At 70.4% G+C, this 19,062-nt stretch carries 13 protein-coding genes; 5 read left to right on the top strand and 8 right to left on the bottom strand.

The window, feature by feature from the left end; translation table 11 throughout:
* Nucleotides 1-91: 91 nt before the first annotated feature.
* On the bottom strand, nucleotides 92-358 hold the full coding sequence (locus tag STRIP9103_RS25055) for a hypothetical protein (protein WP_009321758.1): 267 nt from the start codon (nucleotides 356-358) through the stop codon (nucleotides 92-94).
* 39 nt (nucleotides 359-397) lie between these two features.
* Between STRIP9103_RS25055 and STRIP9103_RS25060 the strand changes: the two genes are divergently transcribed.
* The 3 genes from STRIP9103_RS25060 to STRIP9103_RS25070 all read left to right on the top strand — a co-directional run bounded on the left by STRIP9103_RS25060 (nucleotide 398) and on the right by STRIP9103_RS25070 (nucleotide 2,733).
* Nucleotides 398-1,885: a tyrosine-type recombinase/integrase gene (locus STRIP9103_RS25060; protein WP_009321752.1), complete on the top strand. Its 1,488-nt coding sequence runs from the start codon at nucleotides 398-400 to the stop codon at nucleotides 1,883-1,885.
* 312 nt (nucleotides 1,886-2,197) lie between these two features.
* Nucleotides 2,198-2,482 carry a type II toxin-antitoxin system Phd/YefM family antitoxin gene (locus tag STRIP9103_RS25065; protein ID WP_009321750.1) on the top strand — a complete coding sequence of 95 codons (285 nt, stop codon included), beginning with the start codon at nucleotides 2,198-2,200 and terminating at the stop codon, nucleotides 2,480-2,482.
* Entirely contained in the window at nucleotides 2,479-2,733 is a 255-nt protein-coding gene (locus tag STRIP9103_RS25070; protein WP_009321768.1) for a Txe/YoeB family addiction module toxin, read from the top strand. Before STRIP9103_RS25065 ends, STRIP9103_RS25070 begins: the two co-directional genes overlap by 4 nt.
* A gap of 267 nt (nucleotides 2,734-3,000) precedes the next feature.
* Here STRIP9103_RS25070 and STRIP9103_RS25075 read toward each other — a convergent pair whose 3' ends face one another.
* From STRIP9103_RS25075 to STRIP9103_RS25105, 7 genes are all read right to left on the bottom strand, one after another.
* Nucleotides 3,001-4,416 (bottom strand): serine/threonine-protein kinase, encoded by a 1,416-nt coding sequence (locus STRIP9103_RS25075; protein ID WP_009321754.1) that lies wholly within the window; start codon nucleotides 4,414-4,416, stop codon nucleotides 3,001-3,003.
* Complete coding sequence (locus STRIP9103_RS25080; protein ID WP_009321770.1) at nucleotides 4,413-6,833, bottom strand: ATP-binding protein; 2,421 nt, start codon at nucleotides 6,831-6,833, stop codon at nucleotides 4,413-4,415. The genes STRIP9103_RS25075 and STRIP9103_RS25080 overlap by 4 nt, the downstream gene beginning before the upstream one ends.
* 277 nt (nucleotides 6,834-7,110) lie before the next feature.
* Nucleotides 7,111-9,930: a helix-turn-helix transcriptional regulator gene (locus STRIP9103_RS25085; RefSeq protein WP_078614034.1), complete on the bottom strand. Its 2,820-nt coding sequence runs from the start codon at nucleotides 9,928-9,930 to the stop codon at nucleotides 7,111-7,113.
* A gap of 359 nt (nucleotides 9,931-10,289) precedes the next feature.
* Nucleotides 10,290-11,444 carry a Gfo/Idh/MocA family protein gene (locus STRIP9103_RS25090; protein WP_009321760.1) on the bottom strand — a complete coding sequence of 385 codons (1,155 nt, stop codon included), beginning with the start codon at nucleotides 11,442-11,444 and terminating at the stop codon, nucleotides 10,290-10,292.
* A gap of 8 nt (nucleotides 11,445-11,452) precedes the next feature.
* Nucleotides 11,453-12,736 carry a B12-binding domain-containing radical SAM protein gene (locus STRIP9103_RS25095; RefSeq protein WP_234022285.1) on the bottom strand — a complete coding sequence of 428 codons (1,284 nt, stop codon included), beginning with the start codon at nucleotides 12,734-12,736 and terminating at the stop codon, nucleotides 11,453-11,455.
* The gene (locus tag STRIP9103_RS25100) at nucleotides 12,733-13,827 is read right to left on the bottom strand and encodes a Gfo/Idh/MocA family oxidoreductase (RefSeq protein WP_048820939.1); all 1,095 of its coding nucleotides are present in this window, start codon (nucleotides 13,825-13,827) and stop codon (nucleotides 12,733-12,735) included. Before STRIP9103_RS25100 ends, STRIP9103_RS25095 begins: the two co-directional genes overlap by 4 nt.
* The gene (locus tag STRIP9103_RS25105; protein ID WP_009321747.1) at nucleotides 13,824-15,491 is read right to left on the bottom strand and encodes an NAD-binding protein; all 1,668 of its coding nucleotides are present in this window, start codon (nucleotides 15,489-15,491) and stop codon (nucleotides 13,824-13,826) included. The genes STRIP9103_RS25100 and STRIP9103_RS25105 overlap by 4 nt, the downstream gene beginning before the upstream one ends.
* 980 nt (nucleotides 15,492-16,471) lie before the next feature.
* On the opposite strand from STRIP9103_RS25105, the gene STRIP9103_RS25110 reads away from it, so the two are divergent.
* Entirely contained in the window at nucleotides 16,472-17,740 is a 1,269-nt protein-coding gene (locus STRIP9103_RS25110; protein WP_009321756.1) for a B12-binding domain-containing radical SAM protein, read from the top strand.
* Between the two features lie 115 nt (nucleotides 17,741-17,855).
* Nucleotides 17,856-18,944: a methyltransferase gene (locus STRIP9103_RS25115; RefSeq protein WP_009321745.1), complete on the top strand. Its 1,089-nt coding sequence runs from the start codon at nucleotides 17,856-17,858 to the stop codon at nucleotides 18,942-18,944.
* The last annotated feature ends 118 nt before the right edge of the window (nucleotides 18,945-19,062 follow it).

Genomic DNA, 19,062 nt, shown 5'->3' on the forward strand with positions numbered 1-19,062 from the left:
TCGTCCAGGGCCAGGCTGTGGCGGGCCCACATGCGTCGGTCGTCGTTGTCGATGGCGATGAGGACTCCGGCGTCGTACAAGTAGGGGATGTTCACGCGGCCGAGGCTCCCGAGCTACTGAGGTACTCGGCGTCGGCGGCGGCAAGGTCCGCGCGGGCGGCGGCGAGCTCTTCCAGGGTGAAGGCGCCGTGCTCTGCCTGCCACTCCTGGATTACGGCCCGGCCAGCCCGCAGGCGCAGCTCGCGTTCGGCTGCTCCGGCGACGAGGCGGGAGAGTGGGATGCCTTCTTCCTCGGCGGCTCCGGCCAGGGCTTCGACCAGGGATTCGTCGAGAGTGATAGTCACCTTCTTGGTAGCCATACGTCAACCATAGCGCGGTATGGCCTTCGATGCTGATGCGTGGATCACGTGCCGACGAGCGCGGAGGGCGTGAGCGCATCCAGTGAGGAGGGCCTCGCCGACTCGATGGCCCGCGGGGCTGCGAGGCAGGGTGGGTCCACATTCGTCGAAAAGAGCGGATTGGTAATGAATGTCTTGCTCGGCTGTGGGGTGGCGGTGCACGGTTTCGAGCACGGGCGAGGCGAAGGATCGGGGGCTTGGGTGGCGAGTGTCTTTCAGAAGTGCAAGCGGGATGTCCGGGACCGGAACTATCCCTGCGAGCGCCCAGGGTGCCGGCATGGGTGGACGGTGCGATACCGGGAGCCGGGCGGCAGGCGAGGGCGGCAGTGGGAGAGGTCCTTTCCGCGGAGGGTGGGTCCGGATGGTGCGGACGCTTTCGCCGTCAGTGTCGAGAACGACAAGGAGGCAGGTGTTGCCTTCGATCCTGTGCGCGGGGCGCTGCCGTTGTCGGTCTGGGCTCGGGAGTGGCTGGACGGCCGGGCCATCGCGGAGTCGACACGCCGCAACTATGAGGGGTTTATCCGCAAGCACCTCGTGCCACGCCTGGGGCAGAAGACCCTGGCCGGACTGGCGCGACGCGACTTTGAGAGGTTCGCCAAGGACGTGTACGCCTCCGGTGCGGGGCTGGCGGCCTCCACGGTCAATGACCGCATGGTGATGGTGGCCGCCATGCTGGAGGCGGCTGTCGTCGACAAACGCATCCCGGACAATCCCGCACGGGGCGTGCGGATATCGCGGGCGAGGCCGCTCGCGGTCGACGAGGACGAGATTCCCACACCGGGCGAAGTCGATCTGATCGCCAAGCACATCGCACCGCAGTACCGGCTCACTGTCTACCTGCAGTCGGGCACCGGCCTGCGACCCAGTGAAGCCCTGGCCTTTTCCAGCGAGTGCCGGCGGACCGGCTTCGTTCGGATCCGCTGGCAGGTCAGTGCCAAGGCCCACCGAGCGGACTGCCGCACCGCGTTCGTGCCCTGCAAGAACCGAGTGGAGGGCGAGTACCGGGACGTTCCGACCGCCCCGTTCATCGATCAGGAGATCGATGCTCACCTGGCGCGGTGGGCTCCGGTGCCCGTGGTCTTCACCGGGCGGAAGGGCAAGCGACGGCGGCTTGAGGTGTTCTTCGCCCCGCGCCAGCGTGGCAAGGGCGCGATGCCGACCGCCTCCATCTACGGGTACCACTTCAAGAAGGCATGCCGGTTGGCCGGCCTGGTCGATGCGGACGGCAAGGCAAAGTACACGCCTCGCAGCCTGCGGCACTTCTTCGCCTCGATCGCCCTGGCCCACGGTGTCCCGGTCCACGAGGTCTCGCGCTGGCTGGGGCACCGGTCGGTCAAGGCCACGGTCGACATCTACGGACACCTCGTACCCCGCGCCTGGCGTCGCTGCCGAGAGGTCCTGCAGAACGCCATGCGACCCGTGCCCCTCGACACCGGGATTCAGCCCGAAGAGGCGGCAAGCCCGGGTTCCTGCATCCAGGCTGCATAGGCGCAGAGGTGTTCGACGCTGACCTGTTCGGCCGGTGCTGATTCTGTGCTGACCAGCTGGCTGACAAGGTGCGTTTCCGCAGGTGGGAGCTCTGCACTAAACGTTCCGCTTCAATGTGTGATCGGGTGGTCGCTTTCCGCTAGGTGCTTTGTCAAGTGCTGAGGCGGCAAGGGTCGGCCCGCCGGGGGCCGGCCCTTGCTGTTTCCCGTGCTGGGGCAGCGCTGGGGGTTGATCCTTCGCCAGGCGTCTGCTCTGCCCGTGAGCGGTGAAAGTGGTACGTTATTCCGTACCACCGTTGGAAAGGGGTAGGTCATGTCCATAACTGCGAGCGAAGCCCGCAAGGCTCTCTTTCCGCTGATCAAGAAGGTCAACGACAACCACGAGGCCATCGAGATCGTCTCCAAGCACGGCAATGCCGTGCTCGTCTCGGCCGAGGATTATGCAGCGCTGCGCGAAGGCTCGTACCTCCTGCGCTCTCCGGCGAACGCTCGCCGACTGCTCAAGGCGTACGAGAACGCCCTGGCCAACATCAACGTGTCCGAGCGAGAGCTGATCGACCCCGACTCGCCGGATGGGGCACGCGAGGGTGCTGAGTGAGGCTCGTCTTCGAGGATCAGGGCTGGGAGGACTACACGTCCTGGCTCAAGAACGACCGCAAGATGCTTGCTCGGATCAATAAGCTCATCGAGGACGTCAAGCGGGACCCCTTCACGGGGATCGGCAAGCCCGAGCCGCTGAAGTACCACTTGCCCGGGGCCTGGTCGCGACGGATCGACGATGAGCACCGCCTCGTCTACCTGGTGACGGACAAAGAGATCGTCATCCTCGCGGCTCGTTACCACTACTGACCGCTCGGGCGGTGAGGCTTTCTGGGATGCTGCCCTGCGATCATAAGGGCGGTCTCGGGGCGGCGTTTCGGCCTCCGCGTCGGCTTCGAATACGAGGCTGACACAGAGGCTGTTTGACGCTGTCTGCTGAGTTCAGGATCTCGTTGGCCCGCGTCGGTTCGGCGGTCTTCTTCTTCAGGGTCTTGATCTGCTCGCAGATGGATCTGCGCCGGGTCGGCCCTTGCCTTTCGTCACCGACACAGTTCCTCGACCAGGCGGCGGAGCCGGTCACTGTCGAGGGGGGACGCGGTGGGCGAGGAGGTTGCGGGCCTCACGCAGGATGCGCAGCCGACGACGCTCGGAGGAGCTGAGGGTGATCGCGCCATCGCAGTGCGCGCTCCACATCGCGCCCAGTTCCATCATGGCGACGGCGGAGTCGGCTGGTTCCGGAGCCGCGCCGGGTTCGAGGCGCGGGCCGTAGTCCTGTGCGAGTCGGGCCAGCGGGACCCGGGCACGCAGTCGGACGGTGGTGGTGAACTGGTCTCTGGCGTCGTCCAGCAGCGGCAGCAGCACGTGGTTCTGCGCCAGCCATACCCGGGCGGCCACCGCCTGCTCGTGCATGAGGTCGTAACCGGGGTGGCGGCGCAGTCTGCCGTCCCAGCTGTCGACGGTGCCGGCGTTCCACGCGGCGAGCAGCCTCTCGTCGGGGCGGCGGCCGGGATGCCGGGTGCCCTCCGCCCGCTGCGGCGGGATGGCCGCCGGTCCGGGCAGATCCGCGATCACGTCGTGGAGCGCCGACGACAGACTCTCAGGGCTTCCATCGTCCCAGCGACTGGCCAGGGCGGCGGCGATGATGAGGAACGGGCCGCACACTTCGGTGATCGTGGCCTGGGCGACCGCTTCGTGCAGGTGACCGCGCTCCGTCGGAGAAGCCAGCGGCGGACGCGCCAGCGCGACGACCGTGGCGGTGTCAAGGCGGCCTGTGGCGCCCCACCACCAGTGCACCGCGATGTCCTCCCGGGGCAGCTGATCGGGCAGGCCCGTCGGAAGGTCCTCGGTGGAGGCGACGACGAGGGCTCTGGGGCGCCGATCCGGGGGGAGACCCGCCTCCTTGACCGTGGCCGCCAACCGACGCAGCAGGTGGGCAGCGGCGGACGGCACCGGCTCGCGCCAGGCCCGTACGACCACCGGACGGGTCTCGGCGGTGCCGGTGCCGCGACCGGTGAGCCGGGCCAGTACATCGCCGGTCGGGTCCGAGCCGGCGGTGTCCGCGCCATCGCTGAAGCCCAGCTCCTTGGCGAGCCGCTCCAGCAGGCCCGCCAGTGCCTCGGCCGAGGTGGGAGGCGTCGGTGGCTCCGGCTCCAGGCGCGCAGGACTCTGTGCAGTGGGCAGGTCCGGCAACCCGTCGTCGAAGCCGGGCACAGGAGCCAGGCCCGTCCACCGGCCCCCGGTCGGCCTGGCCGACGGCAGGGAGAGTGCGGAGGCCGAGGCAGGGGATTCGTCCGAGGGCAGCAGCAGGAAGTCGGCGAGTTCGTGCAATACATCGTCGAGCAGCCGGTCGGCTCGGTTGCCGGCATCCTTCAGCATGCTCCGAGGAAGCAGCCACAGGCAGCTGCGCCCGCTGTGCAGATCATCCAGGAGACGAGCAAGCCATACCTTGATCCCCGGCAGGGAGGTACCGTCGGCGGTGGCTTCGCCGATCACGATTCCTTCCCCACCGTGGTGAGCGCGCGGAACGTGACGAGGTCCAGCGCGTATCCGTCCTCGCCGTCGTCCAGTACGCCGTGGTCGGCGAGCCGGTCGGTGAACGAGCGGACCTCAGCCAGGTCGAGGCCGGTCACGGCAGCGATGTCGCCGTGGTTGCACCCCTCGCCGGGTTCGACGTACCGCACCCACTCGGCCAGCAGACCTCGCATGTCCGGGGTGAGTTCGGCCCGGTCGAGGTGGTTGCGGGCGACCACCTCCTGGGCGTACTGGGCCTGGATCGCCTCCACGGCCGCCTCCAGAGTGAACCCGCCTCGGGTGGCGTAGTCCACGGTGCGCTCCACAAGGCTGGGCCAGCCGCCGGTGGCCTCGGTCAGCCGACGCCGCTTGTCAGGGGTGTCGAACGGGCACTCGGGCCAGGCCCGCAGACTGTCGGCATTCCACCGCTCCGGCCGCAGCACCTGGGTGACCCGCTTGTTCTTGAGAGCGTCCCGTGCCAGCGGATCGACCAGGACGATCCCTGCGCGTGGCGGCGCCGTCTTGCCGCGGGCCGTGTGCTGATGCAGCCGATCCAGCGTCCGGTCGAGTGTCTCCAGTCCGCAGTAGCGCAGATCGGCGAAGACCACGCTGGGGTCCTTGCTGCGTGTGTCCTGCGTGAGCACGTCCACGAGTGTTCCCGGGGCGGCGGTGTGCACGGTGAGGCCACGTGCGTCGGCGCACGAGCGGACCGCCGGTTCCATCAGCTCCGGGCCGTGGGCCTTCGTCAGGCAGACCAGGGTCAGGCCCGGACTGGTCGCCTCGTACAACTGCTGCTCGGTGAGCGGACTGTACCGGTTCGCGCCGGACCGCTCGACCGATCCGAGCAGCCTACGGGAGAACCGCGGGTTGTAGTCGTAGGGGAGGCTGAACTCCGTCTGACGCAGCTCCAGTTCGAGGTCCTCGCGGGTGCCGAGCATGTGCACCACGTTGGGGCTGCGCACCGCGTAGTGCCGACGGTCGGCCTGCTGGATCAGCAGGCCGGGACCCACCATCTCCTCCAGGCAGATCCTCACGTCACTGGCGGTCAGTCGGCTGAAGCCCTCCGGCCAGTTCCGCTTGGCCTCGTGGAGCAGTTCGTCGGCGTCGTAGCCGCGCTGGAAACCGTCGGCCTGGCTGCGCAGCGCGATCACCAGGGCGAGCACCCGGTACCGGTCCTCCAGATTGATGGTCAGCCGCAGCCGCTCGGCGATGTGCCGGTGCACTTCCGGCGAACCTGTCACGGCCCGTACATCGTCCTCGGTGATCGGGACCGGCCACTGCGCCGAACCGAGCGGCTTCTCCCGCAGCGCGGTGACCAGGCGCTCGCAGAAGATCTGCACCAGGCATGCCTGGTAGTTGGTCGCCGCCAGCACCCGCCAGACAAGTTCCGGGCGTTCGAAGCGATAACCGAAGGCCGCCATCGGCTCGACCACCAGGCGCTGTGCCTCGGCCGGCTTGAGCGGGCCGATCAGCTCTTCACCGCCGTGCGCCAGAGGCACGTTGGACAGCCGACTGAACCGCTGCACCTGGTGCAGACCCGCGAAGACCACTTTGAAGCGCCGGTCGGTGCTGTCCATCAACCCCTTGAGCCGCGCCACGTTGGCGAAGGTGCCCTCGCCGCCGCTGCCGCGCACCGCCTTGGAATCGGCGGTCAGGAAGGCGTCCGCCTCATCGGCGAGGACCAGTACCCGCCGCTCGCGGTTCTCCTCGAGCCAGCGGCGCACGTGCTCCAGCAGTTCGCCGGGCGGCACGGCCGTGGACACCTTCGGCCCCAGCACCCCCACGCGCTTGAACTCCGAGGCCAGCACAGGCCAGATCCGGTCGGCGGGTTCCGCCTCGCCTACCCCGCGTGCCTTCAGGTCCAGGTAGACGGCTTTGTGGTCGGGAGTCGAGAGGAAGTCGGCCTCCACCTTCCGCAGCAGCGCTGACTTGCCCAACTGGCGTCCGCCATACAGGAAGAGAGCACCCAGCCGGTCCTTTACCGCCGCGATCTCCCGGGTCCGGCCGTAGAAGACCTCCGGGGGCACGAGCCCGGCTACGAACGGCGTGTACGGGTTGAAACCGGTCCAGGGCAGCGTCACGCGCTGCAGAGCCCGGAACGACCGTGGCGAGCGCGCCGCGACCCATCCGAAGACGGCCGGGTCCACCACCAGGGCCTGTTGTGCGGAGGCCCGCGCCCGCAGCGCCATCGCCCTGCGGCCGGCGAGGCCCAAGGGGTACAGGTAGAGGATGATGCAGGACCCGGAGTCGCTGCGGTCGAGCAGTTCCAGGGGACTACGCCCGCGCTGCTCGTCCGACACCAACAGGATCGTGTACGTGGTGGCCGCAGAGCCGAGAGCCGAGAGCCGAGGGGCCGAGGGGCCGAGGGGCCGAGGAAGCTTCCCCTTGATCGTGGACACCCGGAGACTGCAATCTGGGTTCCAGAGGAAGTAGCACCAGGGGGAAACTTCACCCTTGGGGCGACACCATGATGCTCCAAGAAGAAGTAGTCGGGCTCGCGGTGTTCCTCACGGACCCGGCGCCGCGGCTCGGCATCGTGTTCAGGTGGCGGCACGGCGAGTCATACCTTCCCACCGCGCGAGCAGGCTCCACATTCCGCAGTCGAGCCGACCCACGGGGTGCACCGTGGTGCTCGGGCTTGGTCGACTAGAAGACGAAACCGGTCTGATCTCCCTCTTACGACTGGAGTCCCAGCAGGCCGGGCAAGTCCGACCGGCGGCGGACCGAGAGTTTTCGGTACACACGGGTCAGATGTTGCTCCACCGTGCTCACTGTGATGTACAGCTGGGCGGCGATCTGCCGGTTCGACCTGCGCGCTGCGGCCAGCGAGGCAACCCGCCACTCGGCCTCCGTCAGACCCCCGGCGCCAGTGGTGTGCCTCGGCGCCGGACCGGTCGCCGCCGGCTGTCCGCCCTCCGCCCAGGCCGGCTGGGGCGGGGCCAACGGCTCGTCGAGTGGGCTCGCGGGAGGCCGTAACCGATGGGGTACGCCGCATGTGGCGGCCAGGCTCAGCGCCTCTTTCCAGCGGGCCCGCGCGGTACGGGTGTGACCGTCCGCCAGGTCCACCTGGCTGAGCTGGGCCAGTACCTGGGCGAGCGGGAGACGGCTGTGCGCCCCGCGCAGGGTGCGCTCCGCCTCCTCCAGATGAGCCCTGCGCTGCTCGGGGGCGTCGACCACGGCCAGGATCCGCAGGGCTCGACCTCGGGCGTCGGTCGGCCGGTCGCCCTGCAGGAGTTCCGCGTCGGCCATCCGTCGGGCCTGCTCCGGCTCGCCGAGGGCCAGATACGCCTCTGCGGCGTGGGCGCGCCAGCCGGAGCAGCCGAGGGGGTCGGCCGATCGGTCTTCGCCCTTCGGGGCGCAGGCGATGAACTCGTTCAACGCCATGTCCGGACGGCCTGTCTCCAGGAGGTAGCAGCCGAGGGCGATGCGGTACAGCGGGCCGAACGACGAGTCCCACATCTCGTCCGGGACGGGTCGTTCCAGGTAGCGGGCCGCCCGGCTCGGATCGCCCATGAGGGTGTGGGCGGAGATCAGGACCGACAGGGGCAGGCCGACAGCGACGCCCCAGCCCTGCTCGTGCAGCAGTGCCAAGGCCGCCTGGGCACACTCCGAGGCCGTACGCGGGTCTCCCAGGTTCCCTCGGACGTGGCCGCGCAGAGCGGCCAGCAACGCGTGCCGGGCGGGGAACTCGTCCGCGGGCAGGCGGGTACGCTTCTCCTCGCAGAGCCGGTCGGCGAGGGCTGTCTCACCCTCTTGCACCAGTTCCAGTACGGCCGCGAGATCCAGTTTCCAGAACGGCCGAGCGTCTATGTCTGCCGAGGCGGCCCGCCGCCCGGTGGCCTCGTGATCGTCGTTCCACTCCATGGCGGCCACGGGCGACAGAAGGCACCGCAGGCGGCCGGAGTGGACCACCGCGGTGCGAGACGGAGGTATCGCCGTCGCACCGTACCGGGGGGCAAGGGAGCTGTCCTGGGCGGTGCGGAAGTAGCCGCGTACCGCGGGGTCGCCGAGCACTTCCGGCCACAGGCAGCCGATCAGGGCGGACAGGGCCCGTTTCTCGTCGTCCGCGTGGGACGGGTCGCAGGTCTCGACCAGCTGAACCAGCACCTCCCGTGCCCGATCGCGCCGGCCGAACCAGAGGAGCCAGGCGACGAGGAGGCGCAGCGCACGGCAGTCGGCTCGCCCGGCGCGCGCCGCGGCCAGCAGCCGGCCCACCTCGGGCTCCGCCGCCAGGGGATTGACCCAGACCAGTGTGTGGACCAACTCGGCAGTGATTTCGGCGCGCTGCTCTTCCCCGAGTTCGGCCTGGTCGGCCAGGCGTAGACAGGCGAGCGCCCGGTCCGTCTGCCCGGCCACGAGCAGCTGCTGCCAGGCACGTCGCAGCACCGGCACAAGGGATGCGTCGGGTCGCTCCTGCGCGGCCAGCAGGTGCTGGGCGACGGCGAGGGCCGGTGCCCCCTCCGCGACGAGCAGCGCGGCGGCCCGCCGGTGCAGGCTCGCCAGTTCGGCGCCGAGCATGCCCAGGACGGCGCCCGGCACGGCCGGATGCCGGAAGCCGCCCTCACCGAGGAAGCCCGCGCATTCGAGTGCCGCGATGTGCTTCGCCGTCTCATGGGGGCAGCTCTCCAGCAACTGGGCGGCCCGTGCCGGGGTCGCGTCGTCACCCAGCACGGCGAGGGCCTGGACGGTCTTCGCAAGACACGGGTGGCGGGCCAGACCGGCGAGGTAGGCGGTCCGAAAGGCGTCCCCGACCGGGACCGGCGTTTCGGGCTCGATGCCTCCGGCCACGCGCAGGTCGCGGACCAGTGCTGCGGCCAGGGCGGGGTTGCCGCCGCTGATCCGGTGCACCGGCGCAGCCAGCCGTGTGGCCCTCTCGGCACCGAGCCCGCGCTCCAGCAGCGTCCTGACATCGTTTTCCCTCAGGCTGGTGGCCTTGAGCAGACAGGCGCCGGGGAGTCCGAGGAGGTCCAGCCGGTCACCGATGCCGTCGCAGAAGGCATCGGGCGGGTAGGCCACCATCATGGTGATGTTGTGGGACTGGGCGCGGCGGGCGAGATAGAGCAGACAGGAGTGCGAGTCCGCGTCCAGGTACTGGGCGTCGTCGATGAGGATGACCATCCCGGTGTGTTTCGCCGCCGCGACCAGCGCGGAGAAGAGGTCCTGCAGGAGGCGTGCGGGGGCGAGGCCGGACGGGGTGGCGGACGCCGTACGTCGCACGAGCCGCCACACGGCCGACCGTACGGTGTCGGGAATCCCCGGAACGTGAATGAACTGCTCGAAGGCAGAAAAGGGGATTTCATGTTCTTCGCGAAACCCCGTGGCGTGCAGACATAAGAAATCCGAGGCAATGGCCAGCCTTTTTGCCTCTTCCAGATAGAAAGTTTTTCCAGTTCCTGGACCTCCTTGCAGGATGAAAATTCCGCCACGCTGGTTGATCAGATTGATGGGGTCATCGAACGGCGTCAGAAATAAATCGCGGATTTCTGTTCGCATCATACCGTCCTGTTCAGGTGCATGGAGCCGCCCGGATCCTTCCTCCCGGGCGGCGAGCAACCCCCGTCCGTCGTTGATCAAGTGTAGGACTGGTCAGGTGGGGTGTCGGATCGCGATTCAGAATCTTTCCAGGTGCTTTACGTGGGCATGGAGAAGGAAAGGGGGCGGCTGGTGAAGTGCTGCACGTGATGGTGTTCAACGGTGTGAGCGCGAGGGCGTCGCATGCGGGTCTCCCGTGTGGAGATTCTCCGTGTATTCCATGTCTGCTTCCTGCGGGAATGCCGCCTTGCGTGCGCCATCGGCGAGGCAGGGGCGACCGTGCGAGGCGAACCCTGCCGTTTCCCGGCTTTGCCTTCCCGTGATCACTGTTTGGTCGTCTGCTGGTCGCCCTTCGGTGATTCCTTGGTGAAGCGAGGGGTACCGCGGATCCCCGCAGGAGTTCCGGTGTCCACCCGCTGTGGTCGGCCGGTCCTGGCGGATGCGTAGATCGCCGTCACCACGGCCACCGCCTGCCGTCCTGCCGCCCCGTCCACCAGCGGGGGCCGTCCCTCCCGCACCGCGTCGCAGAAGTCCAGGAGCTGGTCCCGGTGCGGCTGGTACAGCAGACCCGAGGCGTCCCGGGCAGGGTCCCGCACCAGCGCCGCCGCGTAGTCGGCGGACTGGTCGGCGGCACCGAACGCTCCGTACGCGGGCGCGTCCTCGCCGTGCCGGGCAAGGTGCAGATAGGCGAGTTCGTCGTCGTCGATGACCACGGACCCCCGGTCCCCGTTCACGGCCGTCCGGGCGGTGCGCCCCGGGTAGGCGGCCGTGGTGGCGAGCAGGGTGCCCAGGGCGCCGTTCGCGAAGCGCAGACTGGCCGTCGCCACGTCCTCCACCTCGATACCGGGGTGGGCCAGTCGCGCGGTGTGCGCGGCCACCTCCACCACCGGCCCGGCCAGCCACTGCACCAGGTCCACGGCATGGATCGCCTGGTTCATCAGCGCTCCGCCGCCGTCCAGGGCCGGCGTGCCGCGCCAGGTGCCGGAGGAGTAGTACGCGGAACCGCGCCACCATGCCAGCTCGGTCATGACGCTGGTGATCCGGCCCAGCCGCCCGGATGTGATCGCCGTACGGGCCAGCCGGGCGGCCGGGTCGAAGCGGTGCTGAGACACCACACCGAGCGTCCGTCCCGCCTCCCGGGCCACGGAGATCAGCCGGTCTGCGGTCTGCGGCGTCACGTCGACGGGCTTCTCCACCAGCACGTGCTTGCCGGCGCGCAGTGCCTCCTCGGCCAGCCGCGCATGGGTGCCGCTCGGGGTGCACACCAGTACGGCGTTCACGTCCCGCCGGGCCAGCAGCCCCGCCACGTCGGTCGCCCCGCAGCGCACCTCGGCCGCCAACGCGCCGACCCGCGCCGGGTTCCGGCCGGCGACCGCGGCCAGCCGCGCCCTGTCGGCCAGTTCCTTGTCCTCGCGGGTCAGCAGCCGGGCCAGGAAGCCGCCGATCGACCCGCAGCCGATCACTCCGAACGTCAGCACAAAACCTCTCATCCAGTCAGGGCCGTGGCGTCGGCCAGGTGGTTGGGGAGCGCGGTGAGCCGACGCTCCAGGTCATCGAGGTCGGCCGGGTAGTCCGCCCGGTACCGCCGGGTCACCTCCCTGACCTCCTGCCAGGTCGCGGGCGCCGTACCGCCGTTGAGGCCCGGGGCGAGCCTGTCGTACAGCGGTGTACCGGGGCGCGGGGAAACCAGGTCGAGCCCGAACCGGGCGGGGAGTTTTGCCGCCCAGTCGACCAGCCGGTCCGGCACGCGGGCTGCGTCGCGCGGCAGCCCGATCAGCACGGAGGCGAACGGGATGATACCCGCGTCGCGCAGCTTCAGCACCGCGTCCCGGAACGGCTGCCCGGCGTCGGCCCCCGAGGGCGGCTCGGCCCGCAGCCACATGCCCCGGCAGCCCGCCTCGGCCCACCGGGTGACGTCGGTCCTCAGCACGGTCTCGGCGCTCGTCCGGGCCACCCAGTCGATGCCCTGGCCGCGCAGCCGCTCGCAGATCACTCCGTAGTACGACGTGTCGATGCCGAAAACCGAGTCCAGGAAGGACTGGGACGGCAGACCGGCAGCCCGCTGTGCCGCTACCTCGGCGACGACCCGGTCGACCGACCGGGTCCGCGGCCCGGCACCGAACGGGGGATGGTCGAACGTGTCGTCGTGCGTGGCCAGCACCGTGCCCGCTGGCCCCGGCCGCGGTACGCCGTCCACGACCACCTCCGCTGTGTACCGCTCCAGGGGCACCAGGTCGTATGCGGGCATCGGCCACCGGTCCTGGTCGAGGTCCGGGTAGGGCCGGGGATGGTTGCCCACCACGGTCACGGGTGCGGCGGGCCGTGGCAGGTCGCCGTAGAGGACGGGTGCGGCGATCCCCGCCCCGAGGTCGCGTACGCCGTGCACGGTCGCCGAGCCGGCCTTGCCGACTGCGACGTGGTCCACTGCCAGGTCGAGCAGAGTGGCTCCCGGCAGGTGGGTGCCGTGCGGGCCGACCGCCATGGTAGGGGCGCCCGGGAACCGCAGCCGGGCACGGTCGGTGGCGGCCCGGACCGGTGCCAGGTCCAGGGGGTAGCGCCGGGCGCGGCCGACGCCGGCTGTGAAGACCACCAGCAGGTCGGGGTCTTCCGTGACCGGGGGGGTATCCGGAAGGCGCTGGTCCCATACGGTGACCTCGTGGCCGTCGGCACGGAGCCCGGCCGCGGCCGCCAGGACGTCCAGCGGGACCCGGACGACGAACCGGTCGACGGGGCCGGCGGGCACCACCAGGCAGAGGCGCAGCGGGCTCACGTGCGCAGCTCGGTGCGGACCGAGGAGGGTCGGGCAGCGGGGTGGGCGGTATCGGCGAGCAGGCCGATGCGCGCCACCCCGCGCAGGTCGAGGCCGGGCGGCCCGGCCGGGGACAGCAGCGCGGCGACCGACCAGCGCAGGGCGTTGTCCAGGGGCGAGTCATGGATGAGCCACTCGCGCCGCAGCTTTGGCCCCTGCACCACGAGCCGGTGGGTGTTGCGCGGGAGCCGGGTGCCCCGGGGCAGCGTCACCGGGTCCAGGTCCAGCTCGAAGCACACCGGCCCGGTGAGCACTTCGACATGGCGTTGTCTGCTCTCCCCGGCCGCGGCGGGCAGGCTGAACCAGGTGGGAACGGTGACCTGCCCGGACGGGTCGGAGCCGACGATGGTGGAGTACAGCTCGATGTCCACGCCGTCGGCCACGGCCTGCTCGTGGGCCGCGGTGCTGGTCAGTTCGGGGTCGGTCGCCACCCGCAGGCCCCACTCCTCGGGGCCGGTGCACATGTAGCGGTCGTACGTCCCCGACGGCAGTACGCCGCGCACCAGGGCCAGCATGTGCAGCCACTCATAGCCGAAGACGCCGTAGTCGTGGTCGACGAAGCGGCCCGCCGCGATGTCGGCCCGCCGGTCCTTGCCGAACCCGACGCGGACCGCCCGCAGCTCGTGCCGGGGCGCCAGCTCCTGCCGCAGTGTTCGCAGCAGGGCCATCGCCTGGGAGTGCCGGTACTGGTCCATGACCACCAGACGGGCATCGGGGTGGTGGTCCAGCAAAGAGGTCAGCTCGGGGATCTCCCAGGTGCGGCACAGCGGCTTCTCCACGAGCAGCCGGGCCGTGGGGTCGACGGCGAGCACGTCCGCCACGGTCGCCACGTGGGTGGCGGTCGGCGAGCACACCGACCAGACGTCGACGGGGCGGTGGCGGGCGGCCTGCTCGGCCCGGTCGAAGACCGGGATCGCGGTGGGCGGGACGCCCGGGGCGGGATCGACCACGCTCACGTCGAACCCGAGGTCACTCAGCAGCCGTTGGTGCAGCCGGCCGGCGGCCCCGTAGCCGATCACACACACGTGGGGGCCGAACGCGCGGGGGGTCATCGGGTCACCGGGGCCGGGGCGGCGGGCATGGCCGTGTCGGCCGGGGCGGCGGGGCGGCGGGTGCCGGAGGCCAGGTACTCCTCGTAGTAGGCGGAGAACAGTCCCGCCTCGTCGATCGCCCGGTCCACGGGTTCCAGATGGAGGCCGGGCCCGAGCCGGCCGGCCTCGCGGCACAGCGTCTTCGCGGTGATCAGCGTGCCGGCCCGGTAGGCGTCGTAGCCGCGGTTGGCGATCCCCTCGTACTCGAAGAGGTTGAGCGAGCGGCCGTCGCCCAGCAGGGTGGCCGTGGTGCCGGTGGGCAGGGCGTAGCGGACGCCGACCTGGGGGATCACCGTGGACCGCAGTCCCTCGAACCCCTCGCTGAGCAGGCTGAAGTCCTTGGTGGCGAAGCCCGCGAGGTGGACCCCGTCGGGCAGCAGCGGCAGATCGGCGTGGGTGAGGGCGAGTTCGCCGGTGTTGCCGATGATCAGGAAGGGGGCGTGGGCGCTCAGTGCCTCAGCCGCGCCAGTGTAGGTCTCGTACCCGTGTTCGGCGGCCGTGATCAGCGCCAGGATGTCCGTGTCCACGACGGCGACCCTGCAGCCCAGCGCGCGCAGCGCGTGCGCCACCCGGGCGCCGAGCGTGCCGTAGCCCAGCAGCAGGACATGGCGGCCGATGAACTTCTCGCCGGGCAGGACGGCGCGCAGCCGGCGTACGCAGGAGTCGGCTATCTCGTTGTAGCCGAGCATGCTCTTCAGCCTCGACCGCGCCATGTTCAGCACCGGGATGGTCAGTTCACCGGGGGCACCGGCGATGCGCTTCAGCCCGCTGACGGTCAACTCCAGGGCGCCGTCGATGCGTTCGTCGAGGATGCCTTCGGCTCCGTACCCTTGCGCGAGCAGGCCGCCGTCGTCGACCACCAGCACCTTGCGGCCCGCCTCGTGTGCACGGCGGACGAAGTCGTCCACCCGCTCGTTGACTGCCAGGGCGTACGCGCGCGCGGTGGTGTCGGCCGAGCCGTTGATCACCGAGTTGTCCAGGGTGTCGCTCTGGTAGCCACGGTGCAGAAACCAGGCGTGGACGCGGTCGCGGTGCAGGGTGCGGTCACCCTTGTTCAGCGCGAAGATCCACTCCCGGTCGATTCCGGCGCGCTCCATGCCGAGCAGGAAACCGACGCTGTTCTCCACATAGTGGTCGCGGAAGATCAGTGCCCAGTCGCGGAAGGCCGGCTCCTCGGTGGCGTAGCGGGCGACCAGCGGCATGCCCTCCACGATGGAGTCGATCTCCGCAGCCGTGTAGCACCGGCCGCGCAGGGTCAACGCCTCGACCAGGCGGTCGAAGACGGCCTCGGCCCTTCCGGACAGCGGTCCGGCGGCGGCGAGCAGCACCTGGGTACGGCCGGCAGGGGGATCGATGGGGGCAAGGGTGTCCGGGGCCGCATCCGCGATCTGTCGGCTGCGCAGTTGTACGAGGGTGCCGTCCAGGTCGATCAGGCGGCCACCCGGCTCCGGTTCCGTGAGGTCCCGAAGCGGCACCCCCTCTCCGCGTAGTACCGAGCGGACCGTCTCGTCGACGTCCTGAGGCGTCATACGGCCGTCGAGGATCTCGTACCGGCTGGCGCCGCGATCCGTCGCGGTGCCGGCCTCGACCGCGACGCCCAGGGACTCGCTCTCGGCAAAAGCCATCGTCTCAACCTCTTCTCGTCGTGGTACCGGGCCATCGATACGCCGGGGAAGGACAGTTGGCGCCCCCTCCCGCGGCGTGGGGAGCTGTGCGAGAACGGGGTGTGCGGGCACCGCGACACCCGTCAGCGGCAAGGGCGCAGGCGGAGGCCGGAAGAGTCGTCCGAAGCCGGCCGGGCCGCACAAGAGCCATCTCGCACCCGCGAGCCTATGAAGATCGTCAGCCGCTGCCCCAGCCCCTATGGCCCCTACGATCCCCTACCAGCCTGCCGCGTGCTGTGGGGGTACGCCGACGTGCGCTGGAGGATCGCCAAGGGGGAGCGCACGCCGCACTCCGCGGCGCCCCGCCGACGGGCAACGGGTGCACGGGCGGGCTCTTCTCCAAGACCCTCGCACTCGCCTCCGTGCCCTCGGCTCGGTTCGCCGCGGAACGGCCGCGTCGGCTCTCGCCCAGGTGCGCGATAGGGGTTCGTAGGGGCCGTAGGGGCTGGGGAAGCCCAGGATGATCTTCGTAGGCTCGCGGTGGGGAGGTGGCCCGGGTGCGGCCGGGGCTCCCACATCCCGTCCTCGCACAGCTCCCGCCCCGCAGGAAGGGGCACCAGCCGGCCCTCCCCCGTGTGCCGGTCACCCCTGGCCGACGGCCTGATCCACGACGACGAGAAGAGGTTCGAGATGATGGTGAGGCGCTTGACACGGCCAGTGCGCCCCCGTCGGCGGCGGTGAGCACGTCGGCCGACGGGCGTTTCGCCCCCTGGTCCCGGTGCCAGGGCGAGCACCGCGACCCGACCGGTGCTTCCCCGCCGCGCACCTTCCGGTCACCCGTCCGCGTACACCGGAGCGCCGGTACGCACCAACGCTCCCCCCTTCCTCCCCCCGCACCCCCTGGCACGACCGCGGCAAAGCCGGCGGCGACCGGGCCCCGTCCCGTGCCCCCGTCCCAGGCCGCTGCCCGCACGCGCCCATGATTCCGCCCGGGAGTCCCCATGACCCACGTCTGTTTCGCCATTCCCGACGACGAATTCGAGCGTGACTTCCTTCAGCTCCCCCTCGACGTGGCCAACGCCTGCGCTGCCCTGCGCGCCGAGGGCATCGGCGTGTCCGTGTGGGACAACCGTCTCACCGACACCCCGCCCGACACCGGCCCGGACCCCGACATCGTGGTCGTCGTCACCGCCATCGCTGACCGCGCCCAGTGCTATCCCCTCGTACTGCACCCGGTCAGGGAGCTGGTGGAGGGCAGCCGCCGGCAGTGGCCGGGGGCGACCGTGCTCGCCTGCGGACCGCACGCCACCCATCTGCCCGAGGCCACCCTCGCCGAACTGGGCGCCGACTTCGTCGCCCGCGGCGAGGTGGACTCCGCCGCCATCCAGGCCGTACGCGACCTGACCGCCGGCCGCCCCGCGCTGCCGGTGATGCCGCTGGTGGACACCTATCCGCAACTCGCCCCCGAGCAGTGGCCGCTGCCCGCCTACGACCTGTTCGACCTGACCTCCTACACAGCCGAGGTGTTCATGGACGGGCGGGTGCGCCGCGGCTCGTGCGGCATGGTTCTGGGGGTGCGTGGCTGCACGTACGGCTGCACCTTCTGCCATCTGCCTTTCGGCACCCGTATGCGCCCGCAGCCCGTCGAGCGAACCCTCGCTGAGATCGCGGCCATGCGGGAAGGCGGCGTCGACTTCGTCTTCTTCCTCGACTATGTCTTCGGTCTCCACCCCACCTTCTACCAGGACCTGTGCCGGAGCCTGACCGGACAGGGCCTCGGCTGGACCGGACAGAGCCGGGCCGAGGTGGTGCTGCGCACGGACGTGGCGCAGTGGGCGCAGGCCGGCTGCAAGGGCATGTGGCTCGGTGCCGAGTCCCCCGGGATCGCCGAGACACCGGTCGGCAAGCGGGTCAAGCCCGGTGTGACCGACGCGGCGGTGCGCACGTTGCAGGACGTCGGTATCACCCCGTTCGCCTTTGTCCTGCTCGGCCTGCCCGACGACCCCGCCTGCCAGAACGGCGAGTTGCTGGATTGGGCGACGAACCTGCCCGGTTACTTCGGGCTGAACCAGCTCTTCCTGCGTCCCGGCACCACGCTCTACGAGCAGCTGGCGCCCCGCTACAACGACGGCAGGATGCCGAGCACCTGGTCCGAGGTGGAGGCCGTGACCCGCCGCTATCGGGAGAGCTACCCCGTGGACCTGAACGAGCTCTGGGACCGGCTGGTACGGCTCCCCAACTACCTCGGCAACGCCATGGCCGCGCTGTGACACGCCCGCGCCCAGTACACCACCGCCCCTGCCCGGCGCCAGCCGACGACGCGACGGCACCCACCGGCCGAGCCCACGCGTACCCGGCTGTCCGGCACAAACAGAGGAACGCACCGTGAACGAGCACACCCACCCCCACTCGCCGCACGACATCATCTCCCTCGCCACCGCCTTCTGGACCTCCAAGGCGCTCCTGAGCGCCGTCGAACTCAAGGTCTTCGCCGCGCTCGCGGAGAAGCCGCGCACCGCCGACGAACTCCGCGCCGACCTCTCCCTGAAGGGCCGCGGCGCACCGGACCTTCTCGACGCGCTGGTTTCCGTCGGCCTGCTGGACCGCTCGGCCGAGGGCATCTACCAGAACACCCCGCTCGCCGACACCTATCTGAACCCCCAGCGCCCCGCCACCGACATCACTGGTTATCTGGAGTACCTCAACTCCGCTTTCCCGGCTTGGTCCCAGCTGTCCGCCGCGGTGCGCAGCGGAGGCCGGCTGAACCGTAACGAGGCGCTGGCCGCGGCGGCCGACGGCGGCCGTGAGACCGTGCGCGGCGGGGTTCTACTGGAGGGCGACCCCACGGCCGACACCTTCGGCGAGGCGTACTCCACCCCGGAGCAGGTCACCGGTTTCGTCCGGTCCATGACCGGGTTCAGCCTCGGTGCGCACCTGGCGCTGACCACGAGGTTCGACTGGTCCGCGGCGCGCTCGGTGGTGGACGTCGGCTGCGCGGAGGGCGCCTTCCTGGCGCACATCCTGACCGCGCACGAGCACCTCGACGGCACCGGCTTCGACCTGCCGCAGGTGGCCGACAGCTTCGCGGCCTACCTGGGCGACTCGCCCGCCGTCGGTCGGGCGCGGTTCGTGGCGGGTGACTTCTTCCACGAGCCGCTGCCCTCCGCCGACGTCATCGTGATGGGCCATGTCCTGCACGACTGGAACCTCGACATCAAGAAGATGCTGATCCGCAAGGCGTACGAGGCGCTTCCCCCGTCGGGCTCCCTGCTCATCTACGAGATGCTGATCGACGACGACCGCAGGAAGCACACCACGGGCATGCTGACCAGCCTCAACGTCTCCCTGGCCTCCGCCGGGGGGCTTGGTTACACCGGGGCCGAAGCCAGTTCCTGGCTCACGGAGGCGGGATTCCGCGAGGTGACCGTACGTCACCTCGACGGACCGGACCACATGGTGGTCGGCGTGAAGTGACGCCCCACCGTCGGCCGCGCGGGTCCCGCCCGCGCGGCTCCGCCCCGGCCCCAGAGATCGGAAGACACCGTGAGAACCCACCCGCTCGCTGATCCCCGCCCCGACGCGGACGCACGTG

This window comes from Streptomyces ipomoeae 91-03 (genome assembly GCF_000317595.1).
Taxonomy (GTDB): domain Bacteria; phylum Actinomycetota; class Actinomycetes; order Streptomycetales; family Streptomycetaceae; genus Streptomyces; species Streptomyces ipomoeae.

Excerpts from the sequence above, each read along its gene's own strand:
- STRIP9103_RS25055 (WP_009321758.1), bottom strand. The coding sequence starts at position 358 with ATGGCTACCAAGAAGGTGACTATCACTCTCGACGAATCCCTGGTCGAA.
- STRIP9103_RS25065 (WP_009321750.1), top strand. The coding sequence starts at position 2,198 with ATGTCCATAACTGCGAGCGAAGCCCGCAAGGCTCTCTTTCCGCTGATC.
- STRIP9103_RS25105 (WP_009321747.1), bottom strand. The coding sequence starts at position 15,491 with ATGGCTTTTGCCGAGAGCGAGTCCCTGGGCGTCGCGGTCGAGGCCGGC.
- STRIP9103_RS25100 (WP_048820939.1), bottom strand. The coding sequence starts at position 13,827 with ATGACCCCCCGCGCGTTCGGCCCCCACGTGTGTGTGATCGGCTACGGG.
- STRIP9103_RS25110 (WP_009321756.1), top strand. The coding sequence starts at position 16,472 with ATGACCCACGTCTGTTTCGCCATTCCCGACGACGAATTCGAGCGTGAC.
- STRIP9103_RS25085 (WP_078614034.1), bottom strand. The coding sequence starts at position 9,930 with ATGATGCGAACAGAAATCCGCGATTTATTTCTGACGCCGTTCGATGAC.